Origin of the sequence: Paenibacillus thermoaerophilus, from assembly GCF_005938195.1 — a bacterium.
Classification (GTDB): Bacteria; Bacillota; Bacilli; order Paenibacillales; family Reconciliibacillaceae; genus Paenibacillus_W; species Paenibacillus_W thermoaerophilus.
In genome coordinates, this window is sequence record NZ_VCQZ01000015.1 from 87812 (window position 1) to 114442 (window position 26631).

Genomic DNA, 26631 nt, shown 5'->3' on the forward strand with positions numbered 1-26631 from the left:
GTGGCGGAAGTCATTCGGTACGAGCGGCTGCAGGAGCGAATCTGGCAGGAAACGTTGCCGAACGGCCTGCGGGTGTACGTGCTCGAGAAGCCGGGATTTACGAAGTCGTACGCCGTGTTTACGACCAAGTACGGATCGGTCGACAATCATTTTCGCGTGAAGGGCGGACAGGAGATGCGGGTGCCGGACGGAATCGCCCATTTCCTGGAGCATAAAATGTTCGAGGAGCCGGACGGCGACGTCTTCGCCAAGTTTGCCGAACGCGGAGCTTCGGCCAACGCCTTCACCAGCTTCGACCGGACGGCGTATTTGTTCTCGGCGACGCGGGACGTGCTCGACCATCTGGACACGCTGGTCGATTTCGTCCAACATCCGTATTTTACCGACGAAAATGTGGAAAAGGAAAAAGGCATCATCGGCCAGGAAATCAACATGTACCGCGACCATCCCGATTGGCGTTCGTATTACGGGTTAATCGAGGCGATGTACGCCAAGCATCCGATTCATATCGATATCGCCGGCACGGTGGAATCGATCTCGCGCATTACAAAGGAAACGCTGTACGATTGCTACAACGCGTTTTATCATCCGTCCAACATGATCCTGTTCGTCGTGGGGGGCGTGAAGGCGGACGAGGTGCTGGAGCGGGTCCGCCGCAACCAGGCCGGCAAGACGTTCCCGCCCGCACCCGAGATCGAGCGTTTCATGCCGGAGGAGCCGTCCGGAATCCGGGAGCCGCGGCGCGTTATCGAGCTGCCGGTCTCGCTTCCCAAATGCTTGTTCGGTTTCAAGGGAGACCCCGGCGTATCGGAAGGGCCCGCGGCGATGCGCCGCGAGCTGGCGATGCGTCTCGTGATGGACGCTTTGTTCAGCCCGAGCTCGGATCTGTACCAAACCTTGTACAACGAAGGATTGATCTCGGATCAATTCGGTCACGAATTCAATATGGGCGGCGGTTATGCGTTCTCGGTGCTCGGAGGGGATTCGCCCGATCCCGACCGGATGCTGGAGCGGTTCCGCGAGCTGCTGGACGGCGCCTTGCGGACGGGACTGTCCGAGGAGACGTTCGAGCGCAGCCGGCGCAAAAAAATCGGCGGATTTCTGCGGTTGATGAATTCGACGGAAGGCATCGCCAACGAATTCGCCAAATACAAATTCCGCGGCATGGATTTTTTCGAGTCGGTTCAGACGTACGAAGCGCTGACGCTTGAGGAGTGCAACCGGGAGATGCGCGAGCACTTCGACTGGAGGCGGTTCGCCGTCTGCATCGTAAGGAGCAAGCAGGCATGAACAAACCGATCGCGGAGACCGCCGTGCTGGTGACCGGCGCAAGCCGGGGCATCGGCGCGGCTATCGCCGAACGCTTCGCCCGTCATGGCTTCAAGGTGGCGATCCATTACCGCGAATCGCACGAAGCGGCCAACGCGGTGGCGAGACGCTGCATGGAGTACGGCTCGCAGGTTATGACCGTGGCGGCCGACCTCCGCTCCCGGGAGCAGATCGAACGGATGGCCGCGAAGCTGGAGCAGCGCGGCTTCCGCCCCGACATTCTGGTTAACAATGCGGGAGTCGCGCACTTTGGCCTGCTGTCGGACGTGACCGAAGAAGAATGGGACGACCTGATGGCGGTTAATCTGAAAGGCATGTTTCTGTGCTGCCGGACGTTTATGCCGGCGATGATCTCGAACCGGTTCGGCCGGATCATCAATGTGTCCTCCGTCTGGGGGTTGTCCGGCGCGTCCTGCGAAGTGCTGTATTCCACCGCCAAGGGCGGGGTGAACGCCTTCACCAAGGCGCTGGCGAAGGAGCTGGCTCCTTCCGGCGTAACCGTAAACGCCGTCGCTCCCGGCGTGGTGGACACGGAGATGAATGCGCGGCTGGACCCCGAAGAACGGGATGCGCTGGCGCGGGAAATTCCCGTGGGCCGATTCGCCCATCCCGACGAGATCGCGTCGCTCGTCTACTTTTTGGCTTTACCTGAATCCGGCTATATTACCGGGCAAATCATCAGCCCGAACGGCGGCTGGCTGACTTGACGCCAACCAGCCGAATAATCTCTGCCCTCCCGGAGCAAATTAACGATGGTTCAATCATTCATCACTCCGAGGAGGGCTTTCTTTACATGGCGACGGTGCTGAAAAACTTTCAAAAATGGAAGGAATTTCTGAACGACCGCATCGATCAGGCTCGCGGGGCCGGCATGAGCGACGAGACCATCGCGAAGATGGCCGTGCAGATCGGCGAATTTCTTGCGGACAAGGTCGATCCGGAAAACGCCGAAGAACGCTTGCTGAAAGAACTTTGGGATGCCGGCGACCAAGCCGAGCGCCAAACGCTGGCGAAGCTGATGATCAAGCTTGTCGACAAAACTTGACGCTTGTTTGCGGCGGGCCTCCCGGCATACGGGAGGTTTTTTTGCACATAAGAAGTTCGCCCGTGTTGCCTCTACATATACGAAGGATCGCTGAAAATCGTTCGAAATTTGCGTCTTGAGACACTGTTTTTTTGTTGGGCAGGTGCAGGAACTTGGCGAATGGTGTAGAATTATTCTCACAAGACGAGAAAGCGAGGAAGGGCAGCGGATGGAAGTTGAAAGCAAGCCGACCGTAAAGCAATGGTACATGGAATATAAAATACACAAAAACCGTCCGGGTTTGCTCGGCGATATCGCTTCCTTGATGGGAATGCTGGAAATCAATATTTTGACGATCAACGGAGTCGAAGACCGGACCCGCGGCATGCTGCTGCAGACGAACGACGACGAAAAGATCGAAATTATGGGCAGAATGCTAAAGAAAGTGGACAACATTACCGTAACCGCTCTGCGCCAGCCGAAGCTGGTGGATATTCTTGCGGTGCGGCACGGCCGTTATATCGAGCGCGATTCGGACGACCGCAAGACGTTCCGGTTCACCCGCGACGAGCTGGGCCTGCTGGTCGATTTCCTCGGCGAGGTTTTCCGGAACAAAGGCAATCAGGTCATCGGCTTGCGCGGCATGCCCCGCGTCGGCAAGACGGAGTCGATCATCGCGGGCAGCGTCTGCGCCAACAAACGCTGGACGTTCGTATCCTCCACGCTTTTGCGCCAGACCGTTCGGAGCCAACTGTCCGAGGACGAGATGAAGCCGGAAAATTTGTTTATCATCGACGGCATCGTGTCGACGATCCGCTCCAACGAGAAGCATCATGCGCTGCTTCAGGAGATTATGGCGATGCCATCCACGAAGGTAATCGAACATCCGGACATTTTTGTGCGGGAATCGCATTATGATTATTCCATATTCGATTATATTATCGAGCTTCGCAATTCGCCGGACGAGGAAATCACGTATGAGCATCTGAACCTCGATCTGGACGGATTCTGAGAATCGCTCGAGCCAGAACGAGAGTCGAGGAGGTGATAGGGTGTCAGTCGAATTGGGAACATGGCTGAAACAGTGCAGGCTTGACCGGGGAATGAGCCTGGAGGAACTTGAAGCGATCACGAAAATCCGCAAACGGTATTTGATCGCGATCGAAGAAGGCGATTACAGCGTTTTGCCCGGCAGCTTCTATGTGCGGGCCTTCATCAAGTCGTATGCGGAGGCGGTCGGGCTGGACCCGAACGAGACGCTCAAGTATTACAAAAACGTGCTGCCGCAGACAACGGCTGACTCTGCGGTAGAGCCGCCCCGTCGCCGCCGCTCCTACGGCCGGCAAACCGAAAAAATCGGTCTTGTCGCCTCGACTGTTTTGATGGTGTCGTTTATCGTGCTGATCGTCGGCATCGCCTATTACTTCATCATGTCCAACCAGGAACCGAAGGAGGCGGTGGACAACGATCCGATCACGAGCCAGGGGGTTCCTCCTCAGGATGCGACCCCGACTCCCTCCGCGGCCGCGCCGGCCGTTTCGGCTACGCCGACGCCGACTCCTTCGCCTGTGGCTACGGTCGTCAAACAAGCGACATCGGGCAAAACCGACCATTATGCCGTATCCGGTACCCGGAAAATTTCCCTGACGCTTAAGGTGACGGGAGACGAATGCTGGGTGCGGGTGGCGAAGGTCAATCCGGACGGTTCGATCAAGCAATTCGAACAGGGCATTTTCAAAAACGGCGAGATCAAGGAATGGGAGTTCGACACGAGCGTCAACATCGTCGTCGGCAAAGCGGTGGCCATCGAGCTGGCTGCCGAAGGCGTCGTGCTCGATACCGGCAAAAGCTCCGGACGGAAGGAAATCCAGCTTAATCTGCTTCCTCCGGGCGCGACTCCGACGCCGAACGCCGGCGCGTGAACGGACGCAGCCAGTATGGATAGGACGGAAGGGTGACCCCGATGAGTTCGGAGTATTCGTTTGATATCGTATCGAAGCTGGATATGCAAGAGTTGAACAATGCGGTCTCGCAGGCGCTGCGGGAGATCGAGACGCGGTTCGACTTCAAGGGAAGCAAGAGCAACATCGCGATCGAGAAAAACGAACTGGTCGTGACCTCGGACGACGAGTATAAATTAAACAGCGTCATCGACATCCTGCATTCGAAAATGGCCAAACGCGGCATCTCGCTGAAGCATCTCAAGTACGGCAAGACCGAACCGGCCGCCGGGGGGACGGTTCGCCAGCGCATCTCGCTGCAGCAGGGGATCGACGCCGACAACGCGAAAAAAATCAACGGCTTAATCCGCGACTCCAAGCTGAAAGTCAAATCCCAGATCCAGGGGGATCAACTGCGCGTCTCCGGCAAAAGCAAGGACGATCTGCAAAAGGTCATCCAATTGCTCAAGGGGGCGGATCTCCCGCTCGATCTGCAATTCGTGAATTACCGTTGATCATCGTACCGAATCGGAACCGGCTCGCGCGGCCGGTTTTTGCCGTTATATCGGGCGCCAAAGCCGCCGGGCCTTGTTTTTGACACGTTTGCAAGCCTTATATTATACTTGGTGAAGTAATTGTTGCCCGGCAGATACGAAAGGGATAGTGGGGGAATTGACAGCATGGAAACAGTCAAAGTCGTGACGCTCGGCTGCGAGAAGAATCTGGTCGATTCGGAGATTATGTCCGGATTGATCCACCAGCGGGGGTACACGCTTGTCGAAGATAAGGAAGAAGCGACGGTTATTATCGTCAACACGTGCGGTTTTATCGACGCGGCCAAAGAGGAGTCGATCAACACGATTCTCGACCTGGCCGAGCTGAAGGAAACCGCCAAGCTGAAGGCTCTGATCGTGTCCGGCTGCCTGACTCAGCGCTACAAACAGCAACTGATGGAAGAAATGCCCGAGATCGACGGCATCGTCGGCACGGGAGATTTCCATAATATCAATGCGATTATCGACGAGGCGCTTGCCGGGGCCAAGCCGGTCCGGGTCGGCAATCCCGTGTTCAATTACGAGCAAGCGCTGCCCCGCCGCGTAAGCACGCCGCGGTATACCGCCTACGTCAAAATCGCCGAAGGCTGCGACAACGCCTGCACCTTCTGCAGCATTCCCGCCATGCGCGGCAAATTCAGAAGCAGAAGCATCGAATCCGTCTTAACCGAAGTCCGCACTCTTGCGGAGCAAGGGGTCAAAGAGATCAGCCTGATCGCGCAGGACTCGACCAACTACGGCACCGATCTCTACGACCGCTTCATGCTGGCCGAGCTGATGAACCGGGTCAGCGAAGTGGACGGGGTCGAGTGGGTGCGCCTGCATTACGCGTACCCCGGATTTTTCAACGACGAGCTGATCGATACGATCGCCTCCAACCCGAAAATTTGCAAATACGTCGATATGCCGCTTCAGCATAGCGAGGACGCGATTCTGAAACGGATGCGCCGTCCCGGCAGGCAGAAGGACGCCCGCGAGCTGATCGCCCGCATCCGCGAACGGATTCCGGATGTGGCGCTCCGCACGTCGCTGATCGTCGGATTCCCCGGAGAGACGGAAGAAGACTTCAACCGGCTGGTGGATTTTGTGAAAGAAATCCGGTTCGACCGGCTGGGCGTATTCTCGTATTCCATGGAAGAAGGAACGCCGGCGGCGCGCCTGCCGGACCAACTCCCGGAAGAAGTGAAGGAATGGCGGCAAAACACGCTGATGGAAGTGCAGCGCGAGATCGCCGCCGAGCGCAACGGCCGTTTTGTCGGCAAAGAGCTCGATGTGCTGCTGGAGCGGTATGACGGACGGAACGACGTATATATCGGCCGGACGCAATACGACGCCCCGGAAATCGACGGGGAAGTGTTCGTATCGGGCGTGTCGTCGGCGGATATCGGCGAGATTCGCCGGGTTCGCATCACCCACTCATACGAATTCGATTTGGCGGGGGAGGCTCTTGCATGAATCTTGCCAACCGGATTACGATTGCGCGTATCTTCCTGATACCGGTCATCATGTTTTTTTTGCTGGTCCGCATCGACTTGTCTTCGCTTGTGTTCTTCGGCTACAGCATCACCTGGAATCAGGTGATCGCCACCCTGGTGTTTATTTTGGCCGCCAGCACGGACAAGCTGGACGGATATATCGCGCGTTCGCGCAAGCTGGTCACCAATTTGGGGAAACTGCTCGATCCGCTGGCGGACAAGCTGCTGATCGCGGCCGTGCTCATCTCCCTGGTGGAGATGGACAAGCTGGACGCGCTGATCGCCATCGTCATCATCAGCCGCGAGTTCGCGGTAACCGGGCTGAGGCAGATCGCGCTGCTCGAAGGCAAGGTGATGGCCGCCGACCGGTTGGGCAAATGGAAAACGGGCGTTCAGATCACCGCGATTATCGCGCTGCTGGTCAACAACTTTCCGTTTTACTTCATCGATTTCCGGTTCGATCTCGTGGCGAGCTGGGCCGCGGCGATTATTACCGTTTATTCCGGCATCGTTTACTTCGTAAAAAACAAAGAGCTGCTTGATCCCAACCGGGAGAAGCAGAGCCGGTCGGCCGGCCCGCAGACTTGATATTCGATCGTACGGCAGGGAGGATTCCGATGAAAGCGGAAATCATCGCGGTTGGCACAGAGCTGCTGATGGGACAGATCGCCAATACGAACGCCCAATACTTGTCGCGCGAGCTGGCGGCAATCGGGATCGGCGTGTACTATCACACCACGGTCGGCGACAATCCGGGCCGACTCAAAGAGGCGATCGCGATCGCGCGCGAGCGGGCCGACGTGATCGTCTTCACGGGCGGACTCGGGCCGACGCAGGACGATCTGACCAAAGACGTGATCGCGGACGTGCTCGGTCTCCGGCTTGTGACGCATCAGCCGTCGCTGGACAAAATCGAGGAGCTGTTCCGTTCCCGCGGCGTGGCGATGGTGGAGAGCAACGCACGGCAGGCTGCCTTGATCGAAGGCGGGACCCCGCTGCCGAACGACACGGGTTTGGCGGTCGGCGAACTGTTGGAGGCCGGCGGCTGCTGCTTCGTGATTCTTCCGGGGCCTCCCAAGGAAATGAAGCCGATGTTCGACCGTTATGCGAAGCCGCTCCTGCTGGCCAAGCTGCCCGGCGAGCCGCTGCATTCGCGGATGCTGAAATTCGCCGGGATCGGCGAATCCTCGCTGGAGCACCGGCTGATCGACCTGATCTCGGCCCAGCGCGATCCGACGATCGCGCCTTACGCTTCGGAAGGCGAAGTCACCATCCGTCTCACCACCCGCGCCGCGACGCCGGAACTGGCCGCCTCCAAGCTCGATCCGGTCGAGGCGGAGATCCGGTCCCGCTTGGGCGAGCACCTGTATGCGAACCGGGAAGCGGCGATCGAGGAGATCGTCGCCGAGCTTCTGAAGACCCGCGGCGAGACGGTTGCGGCCGCCGAGAGCTGCACGGGCGGGCTGTTCGCCAGCCTGCTGACGGACGTGCCGGGCAGCTCCGCCGTGTTCGCGGGAGGCGTCGTCTGTTATACGAACGCGGTCAAAAGAGAGATGCTGGGAGTTCCCGGGCGGCTGCTCGAAGGGGACGGCGCGCCGGGCGCGGTCAGCCGGGAGACGGCGGCTTCTCTGGCCGCCGGCGTGCGGGAACGCCTGGGCTCGGATTGGGGCGTCTCCGTGACGGGAGTGGCCGGTCCTGCGGAAGTCGAAGGCAAACCGGTCGGGCTCGTCTACGTCGGCATCGCGGGACCGGACGGCGGCGGGCCGGAGGTGTGGGAGCTGAAGCTGTCGGGCAACCGGGAGACTATCAAGCTTCGCGCGGCCAAATCGATGTTGTACCGGCTGTGGAGGCGTCTGACACCGTCCGACGCCCGTTGACTCCGTTCACCATTTTGTCACAGACGGCAGGCTTGTCGATCGGGGCCGATTCGACTATAATAGGCCTAACGACGGAAGCACCGTAACGAAGAATGAATCTTTGTTGCGGTGTTTTTTTGCGGCATGGAACGAACGCTTGTTCGATGTGTCCAACAAAAAAGCGAATGTATGTTCGAAAAAACTCTTGGCAAGACATCAAAAACAAGGTATGATGGGATTACACACTAAGAGCGAAAGGATTGAGTGGCTTGACGGATCGCCGCGCAGCATTGGAGCAAGCGCTTCGCAATATCGAGAAAAATTTCGGCAAAGGTTCGATCATGAGGCTTGGCGAATCGGCGCATATGCAAGTGGAGACGGTATCCAGCGGCTCCCTCGCGCTGGATTTGGCGCTGGGCATCGGAGGTTTTCCGCGGGGACGGATCATCGAGATATACGGACCGGAATCCTCGGGTAAAACGACGGTGGCGCTGCATGCCATCGCGGAAGTTCAACGCATCGGCGGACAAGCCGCCTTCATCGACGCCGAGCACGCGCTCGACCCGCAATACGCCAAAAACCTCGGCATCAACATCGACGAGCTGCTGCTTTCCCAACCGGATACGGGCGAGCAGGCGCTGGAGATCGCCGAAGCGCTCGTGCGCAGCGGAGCGGTCGATATAATCGTCATCGACTCCGTCGCCGCGCTTGTGCCGAAGGCGGAGATCGAGGGCGACATGGGCGATTCGCACGTGGGTCTGCAAGCCCGGCTCATGTCCCAGGCGTTGCGCAAGCTGTCGGGTGCGATCAACAAGTCGAAGTGCATCGCGATCTTTATCAACCAGCTTCGCGAGAAGGTCGGCGTCATGTTCGGCAATCCGGAGACGACGCCCGGCGGGCGGGCATTGAAATTTTACGCTTCCGTGCGCCTCGACGTGCGCCGCATCGAGACGATCAAGCAGGGCAACGACATGGTCGGAAACCGGACGCGCATCAAAGTCGTCAAAAACAAAGTCGCGCCGCCGTTCAAGCAAGCGGAGATCGACATCATGTACGGGGAAGGCATCTCGCGCGAGGGCAGCATCATCGATCTCGCGACCGAGATGGACATTATCGTGAAGAGCGGCGCTTGGTATTCGTTCGAGAACGAGCGGTTGGGGCAGGGGCGCGAAAACGCCAAGCAATTCCTCAAGGAGAACAAACAGATCGCCGAAGCAATCGAACGCCGCGTGCGGGAAGCGGCCATGCTGCAGCCGAACGTCGGGCAACCGTCCGTCGACGACGAGAGCGAAGCCGATCTGCTGGACGAGTTTGAGTGAGCCGCACGATCACTTCCATCGAGGTGCAGAAGCGCGCCAAGCGGCGCTACAACATCTACCTGGACGGAGAGTTCGCCTTCTCGGTTCATGAGGATGTGCTCGTTTCCCACCGCTTGTCCAAGGGGGACCGGATCACCGACGACCGGCTGGAAGCGTTGCTGGAGGCCGAGGAACGCCAGTTGGCCTGGAACTCGGCCTTGTCCTGGCTCGGGCGCCGCATCCGTTCCCGCAAGGAGATGCGGGATTACTTGACCCGCAAAGGATACGCCGCCGGCCTGATCGAGGAAACGATTGAACGGCTGGGCGAGCACGGGTATTTGGACGACGCGGCATTCGCCGGGCAGTGGGCGCGCAACCGCCTCGAATTTCAGGGCAGGGGAAGCCGCTGGATTCGCGAAGAGCTCCGGCAAAAGGGGATCGAGCCGGAGCTTGTGTCCGCCTCGCTGGATCAGTTGGAGGACGGCAGCGAAGCGGATTCCGCCTACCGGCTCGCCGTCAAGAAATGGCGGATGCTGCGAAACGAAGAGGAACGGGTGCGCCGCCACAAGCTCAAGTCGTATCTTCTCCGGCGCGGGTATCCGGGGAGAATCGTTCAGGAGGCCGTCGCGAAGGTGGCGGGCCGCGCCCCGGCGGACGAAGAAGTTTGGTTCGAGGACGACGCATAAACGGCTTGCCGAACGGGCACACTCCCGATGGCAAGCCGTTTTTGGCGATGCTTGACAAGAATCTTTTATAGCCGCTACAATAATTGTGTATATTTTTTACCTGATCCAACCATTCGCCAATGAATCGAAATGCCGCCATGCGAGCAAGAATTCTGTGGCTGGCATACCGGGACGTCACAGCGTTCGCGCTCACATGACGGCTGTTCTGCTTGAAACAGCAGAACGCGCAAGATTGCTTAACCGCAAGTCCCAAGCTAACCCCTTGGAGTTTCAACGAGGAGGTGACAGAATGCCCCCCTGGGTAGGCTATGTTCTCTCTCTCGTTGGTGGTCTTCTACTTGGTGCTGGGATTGGTTATTTTATCCGCAAATCCTTTGCTGAAGCGAAGATTTCAAGCGCTGAGCAAGCCGCCGAGCGAATTATCGACGAAGCTCGGAAAGCCGCCGAAGCCTTGAAAAAAGAAACGGTGTTGGAAGCGAAGGACGAGATTCATAGATTCCGCACCGAAGCTGAAAAAGACATTCGTGAACGTCGTAACGAGATTCAACGGCAGGAACGGCGATTGTTGCAAAAAGAGGAAACGCTGGATAAGAAAATGGAATCTCTGGAGCGAAAAGAGGAGCAGGTCGCCAACAAAGAGAAGAGAATTGAAGAAACGCAGGCCCAAATCGATCGCTTGTATAAGGAGCAGGTAGCCGAGCTCGAACGCATCTCCGGCATGACGATGGAAGAAGCGAAACAATTGATCCTCTCCAATGTCGAGCAGGAGGTTCGTCACGAGACCGCGCAGATGATCAAGGAAATCGAACTGCAAGCGAAGGAAGAGGCCGACAAAAAAGCGCGGGAAATCATTACGCTTGCGATTCAACGCTGCGCGGCGGATCATGTGGCGGAGACGACGGTATCGGTTGTGACGCTACCGAACGAAGAGATGAAAGGTCGCATCATCGGCCGCGAGGGCCGCAATATTCGGGCTCTCGAGACGTTAACCGGCATCGACCTGATCATCGACGATACGCCGGAAGCGGTTATTTTGTCCGGTTTCGACCCGATTCGCCGGGAAATCGCCCGCAATTCGCTCGAAAAGCTCGTCGCGGACGGCCGGATTCACCCGGCCCGGATCGAAGAAATGGTCGAGAAGTCCCGCAAGGAAGTGGACGAGCGTATCCGCGAGTACGGCGAGCAGGCGACGTTCGAAACCGGCGTGCATGGGCTGCACCCGGATTTGATCAAAATTTTGGGACGGCTCAAATTCCGCACGAGCTACGGTCAAAACGTCCTGAAGCACTCGATGGAAGTCGCCTATCTGGCCGGCCTGATGGCCGGAGAGCTCGGGGAGGACATCACGTTGGCGAAGCGTGCAGGCCTCCTTCACGATATCGGAAAGGCGCTTGACCACGAGGTGGAAGGCTCGCACGTGGAGATTGGCGTCGAGTTGGCCAAAAAGTACAAGGAACACCCGGTAGTGATCAACAGCATCGCCTCGCACCACGGCGATTGCGAGCCGACCTCGGTTATCGCGATGCTGGTGGGAGCGGCGGATGCCCTCTCGGCGGCGCGACCCGGCGCGCGCAGAGAAACGCTCGAGACGTATATCAAGCGTCTGGAGAAACTGGAAGCAATCACGGAATCGTTCGAAGGCGTCGAGAAATCGTATGCGATTCAAGCCGGTCGGGAAGTGCGCGTTATGGTGCAGCCCGAAAAAATCGACGATGCGGAGGCGTTCCGTCTCGCGCGCGATATTACGAAGAAAATCGAGAATGAACTCGATTATCCCGGACACATTAAGGTTACGGTCATTCGTGAGACTCGCGCCGTGGAGTATGCAAAATAAAGCGAAGAAAAGAGTGGCTGGCGACAGCCACTTTTTTCTTCGCCGACGGCTTGGCGCCGTTCGCAGGAAAGAAAGGGAATCGACATGAGACTGTTGTTTATCGGAGATATCGTCGGCCAGCCCGGGCGTAACGCCGTCCGGACCATGCTGCCGAAGTTCAAGGAGAAGTACAAGCCGCATCTGATCGTTGCGAACGGCGAAAATGCCGCGGGAGGACGGGGCATCACTTCCGCCATCGTCAAGGACCTGCTGGATGCGGGGGTTCATGCCATCACGATGGGCAACCACACCTGGGACAATAAAGACATTTACGAGTGGATCGATCAGGAGAGCCGCGTGATCAGGCCCGCGAATTTCCCGGAGGGAACGCCGGGCAGAGGCTTCACGGTCGTCCGTGCGAACGGGTACGAGCTGTTTGTTCTGAACCTTCAGGGCCGAACCTTCCTCCCGCCGCTCGAATGCCCGTTCCGCACGGCCGACGCTTTGTGGAACGAAGCTTCCAAATACCGCTTCAAGCTGATCGACCTGCACGCCGAAGCGACCTCGGAAAAAATCGCGTTCGGCTGGTATATGGACGGCCGCGCCTCTCTGGTCGTCGGAACGCATACCCATGTACAAACCAACGACGCGCGGATTCTTCCCCAAGGCACGGGGTATTTGACCGATGTCGGCATGACCGGACCGAGGGACGGCGTGCTGGGCATGGAGCGGAACTCCGTCATCGGCAAGTTTCTGACGCAGATGCCCGCGCGGTTTGTCGTGGACGAAGGCAAATGGCAGATTAATGCCGTTCTGGCCGAATTCGACGATGCGACCGGTCGGGCGACGAAGGTGCAGACGATCGCCCACGACGAAGATACGTTTTGGATGGAATAAACTCGCATAATCGTCGGATTATTAAGAAAATTCATACCGGCGGATGCAGGAATTATTGCCTCGGTTCCCGAATAAATATGGATATTAGAAGCCATCCATAATCCCCGGGGAGGTTACGTGTCCATGGACGTATTAAAAGTTTCAGCCAAATCCAACCCGAATTCCGTTGCAGGCGCATTGGCGGGGGTGCTTCGGGAACGGGGGGGAGCGGAGCTGCAAGCCATCGGCGCCGGCGCTTTGAATCAGGCGATCAAAGCGGTGGCGATCGCTCGGGGGTTCGTCGCTCCAAGCGGGGTGGATCTCATTTGTATTCCGGCTTTCACTGATATCGTCATCGACGGGGAAGACCGGACGGCCATCAAGCTGATTGTCGAACCCAGATAAAAAGCGATTCAAACGCGACACTCCTGCACACGGGACATACGAAGCGGCTCCGTCCTTCATCGGTGATGAAGACCGAGTCGCTTCTTATCGAAACGGGCATCCGGCATTTCATCTCCTCTATTCGCGGTCGCTGAAGGGAAGCAGCCTCGTTAGAGGTTTTTTTATTGGCGGATGGCCGTTCAAGCGCGAACGCAGCCGCGAACAAGCTCCGACCGGAGCTTGTTCTTATTTTCAAGCGGGAAGGGTGGGGCTCCGATGCGGGTGGTTGACGCTCATTGCGATGCGATCTACAAGCTGATGAAAAGAAGCGACTGTTCGTTTATGCGCAGAGAACACGATCTGGATGTCTGCGAACCGACGTTAAGGGAAGGCAGGGTTTCCGTCCAATGCTTTGCCGTGTTCTTGGGCGGGAGCCCCGAAGCGGGCAGCTTTGACCGCGCGCTGGAGGCGATCGACATCTACGAACGGCGCATCGTATCGCCCGCGGGTTTCGTGCCGATTCGGCGGCGGGCCGATCTCGAACGGGTCATTCGCGAGGGCTTGCGGGGCTCCATCTTGACCCTGGAAGGAGCCGACTGTCTCCAAGCTGTGCCGGAACGTCTCCGAACGGCCTTCCGGCTTGGCGTGCGGATGCTCGGCTTGACCTGGAATCACGCCAACTGGGCGGCCGACGGCGTCATGGAGCCGAGAGGCGGCGGATTGACAACGGCCGGACGGACGACGGTTGAAGAATGTATGGGTTTGGGCATGCTTGTAGATGTATCGCATTTGTCGGATGCGGCCTTCGCGGACGCGGCCGAGCTCGCGGCCCGCCACGGCAAGCCGCTTCTCGCCTCCCATTCGAATGCCCGGTCCGTATGCGGGCATCCCCGGAATGCGACGGACGATCAGATTGCGACGCTGATCGGGCTCGGCGGCATGATCGGGCTGACGTTCGTGCCCTGGTTTCTGAGGAACGGGGGCGGGGCGGGGATCGAAGACGTCTTGCCGCACCTGGACCGGGTCATCGAGCTGGGGGGAGAGCAGCATGTCGGGTTCGGTTCCGATTTTGACGGGATCGACAGCCATGCCGCCGGCTTGGAGCATCCCGGGCATTTTCGGCAGTTGGAAAGGCTGCTTGTCCGCCGTTACGGAATCGAGAAGGCGAGATGGTTTCTGCATGAGAATTGGGAGCGGTTCTGGCTGCGCCACTTGCCTGCCGATGCGTAGAGTCCGTCTACGGAGTTTCACGCTAAGAAACTCCGGTTTCATCAGGTCGGACAAGCGGTCCAAAAGTATTCGTTTTCATTCCGCCCCAAGATGGCTGACGCAAATATTCATCTATTATCGGTATGAATTTAATCGAAAAATGCTATGCTTTAATTTGGATGAAATCCCTTGCATTTTTGCCCGTGTGGACATAGAATTTTAACAGGATTGATACTGATTTTTTATCGCAAGCGATAAACGTCGTTTTGCAGTCACTGACAGGCCCAAAAGGAGATGGACTTTCGTGATTAGTCAACTGTCTTTGAAAATTGGCGGGCAGCAGGGTGAAGGCGTCGAGTCGACGGATAAAATCTTTTCGACCGCGCTCAACCGTCTGGGGTACTACCTGTACGGGTACCGTCACTTTTCTTCCCGGATCAAGGGCGGACACACGAACAACAAAATCCGTATTAGCGTAAAACCGATTCGAGCAATTTCCGACGACTTGGACATTCTGGTCGCGTTCGACCAAGAAACGATCGACCTGAACGTTCACGAGCTTCGCCCGGGCGGCGTTGTCGTGGCGGACGCCAAGTTCAACCCGACTCTGCCGGAAGGCATAGACGCACGATTGTTCCCTGTACCGATTACGAAAATCGCGGAAGATCTCGGTACTTCCCTGTTTAAGAATATGGCCGCTTCCGGCGCCGCCTGGGCTCTGCTCGGCTTGTCGCTGGACGTGTTCAATAAAGCGGTAGAAGAAGAATTCGGCCGCAAAGGCCCCGCCGTCGTCGAGAAAAACGTGGAAGCCGTGCGCCAAGGCGCGAAGCACCTGCTGGAGCTGGCCGGCGGTCCGCTGAAGGAATTCGAGCTTCTGCCGGCCGACGGCAAGCAAAAGCTGTTTATGATCGGCAACGACGCGATCGGCCTCGGCGCCATCGCGGCTGGAGCCCGGTTTATGGCGGCTTACCCGATTACGCCGGCGTCCGAAATCATGGAATATCTGATCAAACGGCTGCCTAAATTCGGCGGGACGGTCATTCAGACGGAGGACGAGATCGCGGCCGTTACGATGGCGCTCGGCGCCAACTATGGCGGCGTACGCTCCTTCACCGCTTCGGCGGGCCCGGGTCTGTCGCTGATGATGGAAGCGATCGGCCTGTCCGGCATGACCGAAACCCCGCTGGTCATCGTCAACACGCAGCGCGGCGGTCCTTCGACCGGTCTGCCGACGAAACAAGAGCAATCCGACATCAATCAGATGATTTACGGCACGCACGGCGAGATTCCGAAGGTCGTGATCGCGCCGAGCACGATCGAAGAATGCTTCTACGATATGGTCGAAGCCTTCAACATTGCGGAAGTGTACCAATGCCCGGTAATCGTCGTAACCGACCTTCAGCTGTCGCTCGGCAAGCAATCCGCAGAGCCGCTTGATCTGAGCCGCGTCAAGATCGACCGCGGCGCGCTGGTTACGGAAGTGCCGCCGCAGGAAGAAGGCAAACTGTTCAAACGTTACGAATTTACGGAATCCGGCATCTCGCCTCGCGTTCTCCCTGGCGTGAAAAACGGTATCCACCACGTAACCGGCGTCGAGCACGATCAGGAAGGTCGCCCGTCGGAAAACCCGGTCAACCGTAAGAAAATGATGGACAAACGGTTGAAGAAGCTTCAAAACCTGCGGATCACGAATCCGATCCATGTGGACGCGCCGAACGAGTCGCCGGACATTTTGGTCATCGGCATGGGCTCCACCGGAGGAACGATCGACGAAGCCCGCCGCCGCCTGGCGGAAGAAGGCATCACGACGAACCATATTACGGTTCGCCAGATCGCCCCGTTCCCGGCAGACCTGCTGATTCCGCATCTGCAGCAAGCGAAAAAAGTGCTTGTGATCGAGAACAACGCGACCGGCCAGCTTGCCAATCAAATTAAGCTGCACACCGGCATTCACGATAAAATCCAAAGCTTCCTGAAGTACGACGGAAACCCGTTCCTGCCGTCGCATATCTACGAAGCTTGCAAGGGGCTGAACTGACATGGCGACAATGAAGGATTTTCGTAATAACGTAAAACCGAACTGGTGCCCGGGCTGCGGCGACTTCGCCGTTCAAGCGGCTATTCAGCGCGCCGCGGCTAACGTCGGTCTGGAGCCCGAACAGTTGGCTATCGTATCCGGCATCGGCTGCTCCGGCCGGATCTCCGGTTATATCAACGCGTACGGCTTGCACGGCATTCACGGCCGCGCGCTGCCGATCGCCCAAGGCCTGAAAATGGCGAACCGCGAGCTGACTGTTATCGCTTCGGGCGGCGACGGCGACGGCTTCGCCATCGGTATGGGCCACACGGTGCATGCAATCCGCCGGAATATCGATATCACGTATATCGTCATGGACAACCAAATTTACGGTCTGACCAAAGGCCAAAACTCGCCCCGCAGCGCGCAAGGCTTTATCAACGCGAAATATTCGCCGCAAGGCTCCATCGAACCGGCTTTGTCTCCGCTTGAAATGGCGCTTGCCGCCGGCGCGACGTTCGTGGCGCAGTCGTTCTCCAGCAACCTGAAGCAGTTGACGGCCGTAATCGAAGCGGCGCTGAAGCACAACGGCTTCTCCTTCGTCAACATCTTCAGCCCGTGCGTCACTTTCAACAAAGTGAACACGTACGAATGGTTCAAGGAAAACATCGTTGATCTCGACGAAATTCCGGACTACGATCCGACCAACCGGGCGGCCGCCATGGCGAAAATCATGGAGACAAACGGCATGCTGACGGGCCTGATCTATCAAAACAAAGAAAAAGTCAGCTACGAAAATCTCGTACCGAACTTCCCGAAAGAAGCGCTTTGCAAGCAACCGCTGGAGATCTCGGAAGAAGACTTCCAGAAGCTGCTGGCCGAATTCAAATAATCGCAATCAATCGTTCCAGACGCGCGCCAACCGATCGGCGCGCGTTTTTGCTTGTTGTTAACAGAAATGACAAGCCCGGCGGCATAGAACGGCCCGGTTGTGTGGTAGAATGAGGATGAGATATATCCAAGGAGTGAAAGTCGCTAATGAAACAAGTACCGATCGGCGTTTCCGCCAGACATATTCATTTATCGGCCGAGCACGTGGAGGCGCTGTTCGGTCCGGGATACCAGCTCAAGCCGATGAAGCCGCTGTCCCAACCCGGACAGTTCGCGGCCGAAGAGACGGTGGCCGTGATCGGACCGAAAGGCAGGTTCGACAAGGTGCGCATCTTGGGGCCTGCCCGGAGCCGGACTCAGCTGGAAATATCCCGTACCGACAGCTATGTGCTGGGCGTGCAGCCGCCGGTTCGCGAATCCGGGGATATCGCTGGCTCTCCGGGCATCGAGCTGGAGGGACCGGCCGGCCGTGTGACCATCGAAGAGGGGGTCATCATAGCGGCGAGGCATATCCACTTTCATACGTCCGAAGCGGCAGCCTGGGGCATCGCCGACAAGCAGAAGCTGCGCGTGAGAGTGCGCGGCGAGCGCCCGCTGATCTTCGAGGACGTCATCGCCCGCGTGCACGACACGTTCGCCCTCGACATGCATATCGATACGGACGAGGCGAACGCCGCCGGGGTCAAAACCGGCGATCTGGCGGAGATTTTGGACGCCGACAACTAGTCGATCCGAATTTTTTATTTTGAAATCGGGCGAGAAACGGTGTTATAATGAATGGATGAATCTCTAGTGGAGGGTTCGCCCGATGACAACAACGAAGGATTATTCGCAATACTTCCAGCCTCCCTCGTTGAAAGATGCCAAAAAACGGGGGAAAGAGGACGTCCAAGTTTTGTACGGCGCTTCGATCCCGGACGAGCTTCGGACGCTTGGCGAAGGCAAGTATTATCATATTCAGACGTACGGCTGCCAGATGAACGAGCATGACACCGAGGTTATGAAGGGCATGCTTGAAGAAATGGCCTATACATGGACGGACGACCGCCGTCAAGCGGATGTCATTCTTCTCAATACGTGCGCGATCCGCGAAAACGCGGAGGACAAAGTGTTCGGCGAGCTGGGCCACCTTAAGTCGCTGAAGCTGGAGAAGCCGTCCCTTATATTGGGCGTCTGCGGCTGCATGTCGCAGGAAGAATCGGTCGTCAACCGCATTCTTCAGAAGCATGCGCACGTCGACGTCATCTTCGGCACGCACAATATCCACCGCCTTCCGGCTTTGTTGAAGGAAGCGTATTTCAGCAAGGAAATGGTTGTCGAGGTGTGGTCCAAAGAGGGCGACATCGTCGAAAATCTGCCCAAAAAACGCGAAGGCATCAAGGCTTGGGTCAATATCATGTACGGCTGCGACAAATTCTGCACGTACTGCATTGTGCCGTATACGCGCGGCAAGGAGCGCAGCCGCCGGCCGCAGGATGTGCTGGCCGAGGTGCGCGAGCTGGCCCGTCAAGGCTTCAAGGAGATTACGCTGCTCGGTCAAAACGTCAATGCGTACGGGAAAGACTTCGAAGACATCGACTATACGTTTGGCGATCTGATGGCCGACGTGCAGAAAATCGATATTCCGCGCGTCCGGTTTACGACGTCGCATCCGCGCGATTTCGACGATCATCTGATCGAAGTGCTGGCGCGCAAAGGCAATCTCGTCGAGCATATTCATCTGCCGGTGCAGTCGGGCAGCAGCGAAGTGCTCAAGCGGATGAGCCGCAAGTATACGCGCGAGCAATACTTGACGCTCGTGAACAAGATCCGGGCGGCGATTCCCGACGTCGTGCTGACGACGGACATCATCGTCGGCTTCCCGGGAGAGACGGACGAGCAATTCGAGGAGACGCTCTCGCTGGTGAGAGAGGTGGGCTTCGACAACGCCTTCACCTTCATTTATTCGCCCCGTGACGGCACGCCTGCGGCCGCTATGGAGGACAACGTGCCGATGGAGGTCAAGAAGGAGCGTCTTGCGCGTCTGAACTCCCTGATGGCGGAATTGAGCCTCAAGAGCAACCAGAAGCTCGCCGGCCAGGTCGTCGAAGTGCTTGTCGAAAGCGAAAGCAAGACGAATCCGGACGTGCTGTCTGGCCGTACCCGCACGAACAAGCTCGTTCACTTCCAAGGACCGAAATCGCTGATCGGGCAGTTCGTCCAAGTCCGGATTACGTCCGCACAGACATGGACGCTGAAAGGCGAGAGAGTTCAGGCGGAACTCGAGGCCGAAGCGATCTAATCAAAGGAGATGCCATCCCATGTCCACTCATTCCCATGACCATCATCATGGCCATGATCACGACCACGATCACGATCATGCGTGCTCGATCCCGAAATACCGCGTGACCGATCTGGTCGTTCGCGAGGACATCCTTGCCAAAGCGAAAGAACTGGCCGAGCTGATCGCCACCTCCGAGGAAGTTCGGGTGTTCAAGGAAGCCGAGCGCAAAATTGCGAACCACGAGCACGTTCAAAATCTCATCAAGCAGATCAAGAAAAAACAAAAAGAAGCGGTCGCTTTCGAGCATTTCCAAAATCAAAAGATGGTGGAAAAAATCGAAAACGAAATTGCCGAGCTGCAGGACCAGCTCGACGAAGTGCCGCTGGTGCAGCAATTCCAACAGACGCAGCAGGATCTGAACTATTTGCTCCAACTGATTTTTAACGAGATCCGGGACATCGTGTCGGAAAAAATCGAGATGGACGACTCGGCCCCGGAATCGGCGGCTTCATGCGGGATTTGAATCCCGGGGGCCGGCTGGCTGCGACCGACACAAGCTCTCGCGAACGCGGGAGCTTTTATTATTAGGATAAACGGGAGGCGGACCATGGCGAAAAGCAAGCGTTGGAAGCGAGTAAGGCGGACAGCAGCGCTTGTTATGGCGCTGGCGATCGCATGGACCACGTGGATCCAGGTGCGCATCTGCCGTGTGGAGGCGATGCCCGATCCCGAGCGGGCGGACGTCGGCATCGTGCTGGGAGCGGCGCTCTGGAACGATCGCCCGAGCCCGGCCCTGCGCGAGCGGCTCGACCATGCGGTCCGTCTGTACAGGGCGGGCGTGGCGGAGAACTGGATCGTATCCGGCGGACTCGGCAACGGCTCAATACCGGAGGCGGAAGGCATGCGCCGGTACTTGGTGGAGCAAGGCGTGCCGGAAGAACGGATCGTGATGGAGACGGAGTCCACAAGCACTTACGAAAATATTTTATACAGCAAAAGATTAATGGAGTTAAATAATTGGCGCACAGCCGTCGTCGTCACCCATTCCTATCACGGCGCAAGGGCATTGAATATGATGCGGCATGTGGGCTACGAGAATCCGAAAGTCAGCACGACCGATTCGGAAGTGCTGTTCGAGCCGTGGCATAAAGCCCGGGAGACGTTGGCATTTACGAAGTGGCTGCTGCAAAAGTGGACGGGGGCGGCCCACAATGAAAGAAACGTTTGAACGAGGAGCTGTCGCCCGATGATCCATCCAACCGATACCGTCGCCAGCAAACTTCCGGGCATCACCGCCCGGGTCGTCGCGCCGCAGGAGGGAGGGGCCTATCTCGCGGTCGAAGCGGCCGGCGGGACGGTCCTGCGCGCGCTGAACTCCTCGATCTGGGGAGGGGGTTTCACCGCAGGCGCGACGGCGATCGTGAACCGGCAGGTGGACCAAACTTATTCCTGCCACGATCCTGCGGAAGAGATGAGGGCGTTTCTGAGCGGCCGGGGATTTGCGCCCGATCGCTCATGCGGGATGCTGACGGCCGCCTACGTCGCGGACGCGGGCACGTGCGCGATCACGGACGAGCAGGCCTCGCTGCAAGTATGGGCGACGGCGGGACTGAGCAATATCAGCCGCGCGGGTATCGCGCTTCCGGACGGTGGATTGTATCCGCGCTGGACGGCTCGATTCGGCGGTATTTGCGCCGGCCGGCGGGGATGCGGTTGCTGCAGACGATGGCCGTGTCCGAATATCCGCTGGGGCCCGAATGATTTTACATATCGTTAACGCGCCGATGAACCGTACCTAACAATCCGCCTTTACGATGGAAGTATCAAGCGCGCAACGCGAAGACGAAAGGCGGACGAACATGTACGGATCTTTCCTGCACAAGCCGCAGCGGTGGGCCGGGCTGATTTTGCTGGGGGCGTCGGCCGTTCTGGTCACTTCGATCGCAATGGCCCGCGGGCCCGTCCCAAGGGAGATGGCAAACGTCCAGCACGAGCCGCGGCATGTGCCGCCGGCGCAGGTTGGTTCGATTCCGGCGTTGACGGTGCTGGAGGCTTCCACGATGCCCGGACAGACGGTCAAAATCAGCGGAGAATGGATCGCCGGACCGGAGAACCGTCTGCTGTTGGCGGATTCCACGGGATCGCTGGAAGTGGCTTGCGGCGAGAGAAGCTGCGGCCGTCCGCGCATCGGCCATAAAACCGTCTTGCAAGGCAAGCTGCTTGCGTCGGAACGGGGGCTTGTCCTTCTTCCCGAGGCCCCGTCCTGATTCAGAAAATCCGAATATTCCATCGCGGCTAACAGGCGGCGCTTCGATATCCGGCAAGGATATTCGGAGCGCCGCTGGATTTTTTGTCACATTTTTGAAACATTTCCCCGGATGGGGCGTATGAAATGGCATCTGGATCGGAGGGAGGCCGAGCGGATGACGGAGTTCTATATCGGACTTGTAGCGTTCGGTGCGCTGTATGCCATCGTCACGGTCCTATTCGGCGACATCTTGAGCGGCGCGGTTGATGGCGCTCTCGACTTTTTGTCGCTCGAAGGCCCTGCTTGGTTTCAGGCGCCGGTGCTCGTCGCCGGACTGACCGCCTTCGGAGGGGCCGGATGGGCGCTGGACAGGTTGACGCCGCTGAACGGCTGGTGGACGGCGGCGGCCGCCCTGGCGATCGCGGCAATCGTCTCCGCCGCGCTGTATCTGGGGTACGTGAAGCCGATGCAGCGGACCGAGACGTCCACCGCGTTTTCCGTCGGCGACCTCGCGGGAAGCATCGGCGAAGTGATTGTGCCGATTCCGGCCGGAGGCGTCGGGGAGGTGCTCGTAACGGTCGGAGCGTCCCGAACCAACCAGATCGCGGAAAGCTTCGAAGGAACGCCGCTGGAAGCGGGAGCCCGCATCGTGGTCGTGGAGGTTCGGGACCATACGCTTCGGGTAACCCGGTTCGACTGACGTTCTGCCCCGTTCGACAGCAAACCGCCTTACAATCAAATGGAGAGGAGAGGGTTGCATGCAGGATGTACTGCTGGTCCCGGGAATTGTCGTCGGTGTGATTATCGTGTTGGGCTTGGCCTTCTGGGCCAGGTACAAAACCGTCGGACCGGACGAGGCGATGATCGTTACCGGATCGTTCCTCGGAAGCGCCAACGTGTCGGGCGATGACGGCGGCCGCCGGATCAAGATTGTGCGGGGAGGCGGCGCGTTTATTCTGCCGATTTTCCAGCAGGCGCAGTTTTTGTCGCTGCTGTCGCACAAGCTGGACGTCAACACGCCGGAAGTGTACACGGAGCAAGGCGTTCCGGTGATCACGGACGGCGTCGCGATCATCAAGATCGGCAGCTCCATCGAAGACGTCGCCACGGCGGCGGAGCAGTTTCTCGGCAAGCCGACGGAAGCGCTGAAGGCGGAGGCGCAGGAAGTGCTGGAAGGCCATTTGCGCGCCATTCTCGGTTCGATGACGGTGGAGGAAGTGTACCGTAACCGGGACAAGTTCGCGCAGGAGGTGCAGGCCGTCGCCGCGAAGGATCTGAAGAAGATGGGGCTGCAGATCGTCTCGTTCACCATCAAGGACGTCCGCGACAAGCACGGCTATCTCGAAGCGCTCGGCAAGCCGCGGATCGCGGCGGTCAAGCGCGACGCGGACATCGCCCAGGCGCAAGCGATTCGGGACGCGCGCATCGAGAAGGCGAAAGCGGAGGAAGAAGGACAGAAGGCCGAGCTCGTCCGCGATACGAATATCGCCGAAGCGACCAAAGAAAAGGAACTGAAGGTCGCCTCCTTCAAAAAAGAGCAGGATATGGCGAGAGCGGAAGCGGATCAGGCTTATCACATTCAGGAAGCCCGCTCCAAGCAGAGCGTCGTCGAAGAGCAGATGAAGGTCGAGCTCGTCCGCAAGGAGCGGGAGATCGACCTGGAAGCGAAAGAAATTTTGCGCCGGGAGAAGCAGTACGACGCCGAGGTCAAGAAAAAAGCCGATGCCGACCGCTACGCGGTCGAGCAGGCCGCCGAGGCGGAGAAAGCGAAGCGCATGCGTGAAGCGGACGCGATGCAGTACCGGATCGAGGCGGAAGCGAAAGCGATCGCCGAGCAGAAGCGGCTGGAGGGTCTCGCCATCGCGGACGCGGAACGGGCCAAAGGCTCCGCCGAAGCCGAAGTCGTCCGGCTCCGCGGCATAGCGGAGGCGGAGGCCAAGGAGAAGCTGGCCGAAGCGTTCGAGAAATTCGGCCAGGCGGCCGTGCTCGACCTGATCGTCAAGATGCTGCCGGAACTTGCGGGCAAAGTGGCGGCGCCGATCTCGGCGATCGACAAGCTGACCGTCGTCGATACGGGCAACGGCGAAGGAGCGGCGCGGGTCAGCAACTACGTCACCTCGCTGATGGCGACGGCTCCCGAAATGCTCAAGAGCGTCTCCGGCCTCGACGTCGAGCAGCTCATCAAAGGCTTGGCCGGCAAGACACTCGGCAACGGCTCCCCGAGCGGCATCTCCGCTGCCGCGGACGGCGATTCCAAAGCGATTTGACTTTCATCCGCCCTTCGGCTATGATGCGGTTGAATCATAGCCGAAGGGTGGTTATTTACGATGGTGGATCCCCGATTGACCAAACTGGCCGACGTGCTGGTGAACTATTCGACGAGAGTGCAGCCCGGCGAACATGTGCTGATCGAAGCGATCGGCATCGACCGGCCGCTTGTGAAGGAATTGATCAAGAAGGTCCGGGCGGCGGGCGGCCATCCTTACGTCAACCTGCGTCATCCCGAGATCACGCGTCAATTGCTGTTGGACGCGACTCCCGAGCAGTTGAAGCTGTGGGCGGATTACGACCGGTACCAGATGGAACGGATGGACGCTTATATCGGCATCCGCGGCGGCGACAATCTGAACGAGTTGTCCGACGTTCCCGGCGAGCACATGGGCGCCTACAACTCGATATACATGAAGAGCGTGCACCTCGATACGCGCGTCCAGAAAACGAAGTGGGTCGTGCTGCGTTATCCGAACGCGTCGATGGCGCAAGCGGCCAACCGCAGCACGGAGGCGTTTGAGGACTTTTATTTCGACGTCTGCACGATGGATTACAGAGCGATGTCCAAGGCGATGGACCCGCTCAAAGAGCTGATGGATAAGACCGAACAGGTGCGCATCGTCGGGCCGGGCACGGACTTGACGTTTTCGATCGCCGGCATCTCCTCCGTCAAATGCGACGGCGAGTTCAACATTCCGGACGGAGAGGTGTTTACGGCTCCGGTGCGCGATTCCGTAAACGGCACGATCCGATACAATGTGCCCACGCTGTACAACGGCTTTACGTTCGAAGGAATCGAACTCACATTCGAGAACGGCAAAATCGTGAAGGCGACGGCCAACGACACCGAGCGGTTGAACAAAGTGCTCGATACGGACGAAGGCGCGCGGTATATCGGCGAATTCGCGATCGGCTTCAATCCGTATATCCGGGAGCCGATGAAAGACATTTTGTTCGACGAGAAAATCGACGGCAGCTTCCACTTCACGCCCGGCGACTGCTACCGGGAGACGGATAACGGCAACCGCTCCGCGATCCACTGGGATATGGTCTGCATCCAGCGGCCCGAATACGGCGGCGGGGAAATCTGGTTTGACGGCCGGCTGATCCGGAAGGACGGACGGTTTGTCGTGCCCGAGCTGGAAGGGCTGAATCCGGAGCGCCTGAAATAACGTCGGCGAGGTGGAAACTGTCTCCTAAATCTTCCATTCCATGATTTGTGGGATGTCCTTCTTGTAATAGTCTGCTAGAATGGGGGTTGTGATCGACACCCATTACGAAGACGGCCGAAGTCCTACGGGGCGCGGGGGAACCAAGCATTCGGGGTGAAGCTGCGGGTATCCGCAGCCGGGCGATCCTTCGACCGAACCCGTCAGCTAACCTCGCAGGCCATACAAGGAGGAATTTTTCACTCATGTTGAATCGGAAATGGAGCAAGTCGTTAATCGTAGCCGGCACTTTAGTGGTTGCAAGCGCATTAGCGGTTCAGCCGGCGTCCGCAGCTACCTATACGGTAAAAAAAGGTGACACCCTGTATCAGATCGCCCAAAAATACGGCATCGATTTGAATAAGCTTTTGGGAACCAACGGTCAACTGGCCGACTGCAACGTAATCTGGGAAGGACTGAAAATCTACATTCCGAACGTCGGTACGAAGAACCCGGGCACGACAGCGCCGGCAAAGCCGGATAACGGCGCGACGACGCCTGCGAAACCTGCGAAACCGTCCAATCCGGGTACGACAACGCCCGCGAAGCCGGACAATGGCGCTACCGGCGGCAACACGTCCGGAGGCGGGGCGGCGGATAAAGCGCAAAGCGAATATGCGGCCGAAGTCGTGCGTCTCGTAAACGTCGAACGCAGCAAAGCCGGCCTGCCCGCGCTTGCGTCGAACAACGCCAAGCTGAATCAGGTTGCGCTTGACAAAGCGAAAGACATGTACCACAACAATTACTTCAGCCATACGTCTCCGACGTACGGTTCTCCGTTCGACATGATGCGTTCTTACGGCATTAAATTCACTTACGCCGGGGAAAATATCGCCAAAGGCCAACGCACGCCGCAAGAAGTCATGAACGCTTGGATGAACAGCCCGGGTCACCGCGCGAACATCCTGAACAGCAACTTTACGACGATCGGCGTCGCTTATTACAACGGCGTGTGGGTTCAGGAATTCATTAAGTAATTTGTCCAATCCGGATCGTTTTATTTAGTCGGTCAGCCGGCCTGCCGTCCCTTCGGGGAGGCAGGCTTTTTACATACGCCCATGTCGCATACGGATGACCGAAGCGGGTTGGCGTGCGGCCGCACTCCGGTAAAGATTGCCGGACCGGCCGCGGCGCATACGCCTTTTTGCGCTTGTCCCCGCATGTTAGTGTAAAATTTCCGTGGGGGTAGGAAATGGAAAAAGCGAACATAGAAAAAGAGCTTCTCCCTTGGTAAAGTGATGTTTGCCGACAACACACCAAGAAGGAGAAAGCCCCTATGAGCCACTTTA

At 58.2% G+C, this 26631-nt stretch carries 27 protein-coding genes and 1 riboswitch; all 27 genes read left to right on the forward strand.

Annotated elements, in window-relative coordinates:
• A complete protein-coding gene (gene yfmH / locus FE781_RS11755; protein WP_138789820.1) occupies positions 1-1290 on the forward strand; it encodes an EF-P 5-aminopentanol modification-associated protein YfmH in 1290 nt (429 codons plus the stop codon).
• Positions 1287-2036: an elongation factor P 5-aminopentanone reductase gene (gene ymfI, locus FE781_RS11760; protein ID WP_138789821.1), complete on the forward strand. Its 750-nt coding sequence runs from the start codon at positions 1287-1289 to the stop codon at positions 2034-2036. Before yfmH ends, ymfI begins: the two co-directional genes overlap by 4 nt.
• An 86-nt stretch (positions 2037-2122) precedes the next feature.
• On the forward strand, positions 2123-2374 hold the full coding sequence (locus FE781_RS11765) for a DUF3243 domain-containing protein (RefSeq protein ID WP_138789822.1): 252 nt from the start codon (positions 2123-2125) through the stop codon (positions 2372-2374).
• A gap of 208 nt (positions 2375-2582) precedes the next feature.
• A complete protein-coding gene (locus FE781_RS11770; RefSeq protein WP_138789823.1) occupies positions 2583-3365 on the forward strand; it encodes a DUF3388 domain-containing protein in 783 nt (260 codons plus the stop codon).
• Between the two features lie 40 nt (positions 3366-3405).
• A complete protein-coding gene (locus FE781_RS11775; protein WP_138789824.1) occupies positions 3406-4275 on the forward strand; it encodes a helix-turn-helix domain-containing protein in 870 nt (289 codons plus the stop codon).
• 41 nt (positions 4276-4316) lie between these two features.
• Positions 4317-4808, forward strand: coding sequence for a YajQ family cyclic di-GMP-binding protein (locus FE781_RS11780; protein ID WP_138789825.1), 492 nt, complete (start codon positions 4317-4319; stop codon positions 4806-4808).
• A gap of 165 nt (positions 4809-4973) precedes the next feature.
• Positions 4974-6302 (forward strand): 30S ribosomal protein S12 methylthiotransferase RimO, encoded by a 1329-nt coding sequence (gene rimO / locus FE781_RS11785; protein ID WP_138789826.1) that lies wholly within the window; start codon positions 4974-4976, stop codon positions 6300-6302.
• Positions 6299-6910, forward strand: coding sequence for a CDP-diacylglycerol--glycerol-3-phosphate 3-phosphatidyltransferase (gene pgsA, locus FE781_RS11790; RefSeq protein WP_138789827.1), 612 nt, complete (start codon positions 6299-6301; stop codon positions 6908-6910). The genes rimO and pgsA overlap by 4 nt, the downstream gene beginning before the upstream one ends.
• A gap of 29 nt (positions 6911-6939) precedes the next feature.
• Positions 6940-8199, forward strand: coding sequence for a competence/damage-inducible protein A (locus FE781_RS11795; RefSeq protein WP_138789828.1), 1260 nt, complete (start codon positions 6940-6942; stop codon positions 8197-8199).
• Between the two features lie 248 nt (positions 8200-8447).
• Complete coding sequence (recA, locus tag FE781_RS11800) at positions 8448-9497, forward strand: recombinase RecA (protein ID WP_138789829.1); 1050 nt, start codon at positions 8448-8450, stop codon at positions 9495-9497.
• Positions 9494-10162, forward strand: coding sequence for a RecX family transcriptional regulator (locus FE781_RS11805; protein WP_138789830.1), 669 nt, complete (start codon positions 9494-9496; stop codon positions 10160-10162). The genes recA and FE781_RS11805 overlap by 4 nt, the downstream gene beginning before the upstream one ends.
• 289 nt (positions 10163-10451) lie before the next feature.
• On the forward strand, positions 10452-11996 hold the full coding sequence (gene rny, locus FE781_RS11810) for a ribonuclease Y (protein ID WP_138789852.1): 1545 nt from the start codon (positions 10452-10454) through the stop codon (positions 11994-11996).
• An 84-nt stretch (positions 11997-12080) separates the two neighbouring features.
• A complete protein-coding gene (locus tag FE781_RS11815) occupies positions 12081-12872 on the forward strand; it encodes a TIGR00282 family metallophosphoesterase (RefSeq protein ID WP_138789831.1) in 792 nt (263 codons plus the stop codon).
• A 123-nt stretch (positions 12873-12995) separates the two neighbouring features.
• Positions 12996-13256 carry a stage V sporulation protein S gene (locus FE781_RS11820; RefSeq protein WP_006036664.1) on the forward strand — a complete coding sequence of 87 codons (261 nt, stop codon included), beginning with the start codon at positions 12996-12998 and terminating at the stop codon, positions 13254-13256.
• Between the two features lie 255 nt (positions 13257-13511).
• Positions 13512-14465, forward strand: coding sequence for a dipeptidase (locus FE781_RS11825; protein ID WP_170209525.1), 954 nt, complete (start codon positions 13512-13514; stop codon positions 14463-14465).
• Positions 14466-14748: 283 nt separating this feature from the next.
• Positions 14749-16482: a 2-oxoacid:acceptor oxidoreductase subunit alpha gene (locus FE781_RS11830; RefSeq protein ID WP_138789833.1), complete on the forward strand. Its 1734-nt coding sequence runs from the start codon at positions 14749-14751 to the stop codon at positions 16480-16482.
• Position 16483: 1 nt separating this feature from the next.
• A complete protein-coding gene (locus FE781_RS11835) occupies positions 16484-17353 on the forward strand; it encodes a 2-oxoacid:ferredoxin oxidoreductase subunit beta (RefSeq protein ID WP_138789834.1) in 870 nt (289 codons plus the stop codon).
• 146 nt (positions 17354-17499) lie between these two features.
• A complete protein-coding gene (gene pduL / locus FE781_RS11840) occupies positions 17500-18078 on the forward strand; it encodes a phosphate propanoyltransferase (RefSeq protein WP_138789835.1) in 579 nt (192 codons plus the stop codon).
• 82 nt (positions 18079-18160) lie between these two features.
• Positions 18161-19633, forward strand: coding sequence for a tRNA (N6-isopentenyl adenosine(37)-C2)-methylthiotransferase MiaB (miaB, locus tag FE781_RS11845; RefSeq protein WP_138789836.1), 1473 nt, complete (start codon positions 18161-18163; stop codon positions 19631-19633).
• A 19-nt stretch (positions 19634-19652) separates the two neighbouring features.
• A complete protein-coding gene (locus FE781_RS11850; RefSeq protein ID WP_138789837.1) occupies positions 19653-20138 on the forward strand; it encodes a YlbF family regulator in 486 nt (161 codons plus the stop codon).
• Positions 20139-20222: 84 nt separating this feature from the next.
• Complete coding sequence (locus tag FE781_RS11855; RefSeq protein ID WP_138789838.1) at positions 20223-20843, forward strand: YdcF family protein; 621 nt, start codon at positions 20223-20225, stop codon at positions 20841-20843.
• A gap of 18 nt (positions 20844-20861) precedes the next feature.
• A complete protein-coding gene (locus FE781_RS11860; RefSeq protein WP_138789839.1) occupies positions 20862-21392 on the forward strand; it encodes an adenosylcobinamide amidohydrolase in 531 nt (176 codons plus the stop codon).
• 82 nt (positions 21393-21474) lie between these two features.
• Positions 21475-21882 carry a hypothetical protein gene (locus FE781_RS11865; protein WP_138789840.1) on the forward strand — a complete coding sequence of 136 codons (408 nt, stop codon included), beginning with the start codon at positions 21475-21477 and terminating at the stop codon, positions 21880-21882.
• Between the two features lie 156 nt (positions 21883-22038).
• Positions 22039-22563, forward strand: a complete 525-nt coding sequence (locus tag FE781_RS11870; RefSeq protein ID WP_138789841.1) for an NfeD family membrane protein — start codon at positions 22039-22041, stop codon at positions 22561-22563.
• A gap of 58 nt (positions 22564-22621) precedes the next feature.
• The gene (locus FE781_RS11875) at positions 22622-24130 is read left to right on the forward strand and encodes a flotillin lipid rafts scaffold protein FloT (protein WP_138789842.1); all 1509 of its coding nucleotides are present in this window, start codon (positions 22622-22624) and stop codon (positions 24128-24130) included.
• A 60-nt stretch (positions 24131-24190) separates the two neighbouring features.
• Positions 24191-25306, forward strand: a complete 1116-nt coding sequence (locus FE781_RS11880; protein WP_138789843.1) for an aminopeptidase — start codon at positions 24191-24193, stop codon at positions 25304-25306.
• A gap of 102 nt (positions 25307-25408) precedes the next feature.
• Positions 25409-25540, forward strand: a riboswitch (cyclic di-AMP (ydaO/yuaA leader).
• An 8-nt stretch (positions 25541-25548) separates the two neighbouring features.
• Positions 25549-26319, forward strand: coding sequence for a CAP domain-containing protein (locus tag FE781_RS11885; RefSeq protein WP_138789844.1), 771 nt, complete (start codon positions 25549-25551; stop codon positions 26317-26319).
• Positions 26320-26631: the final 312 nt, after the last annotated feature.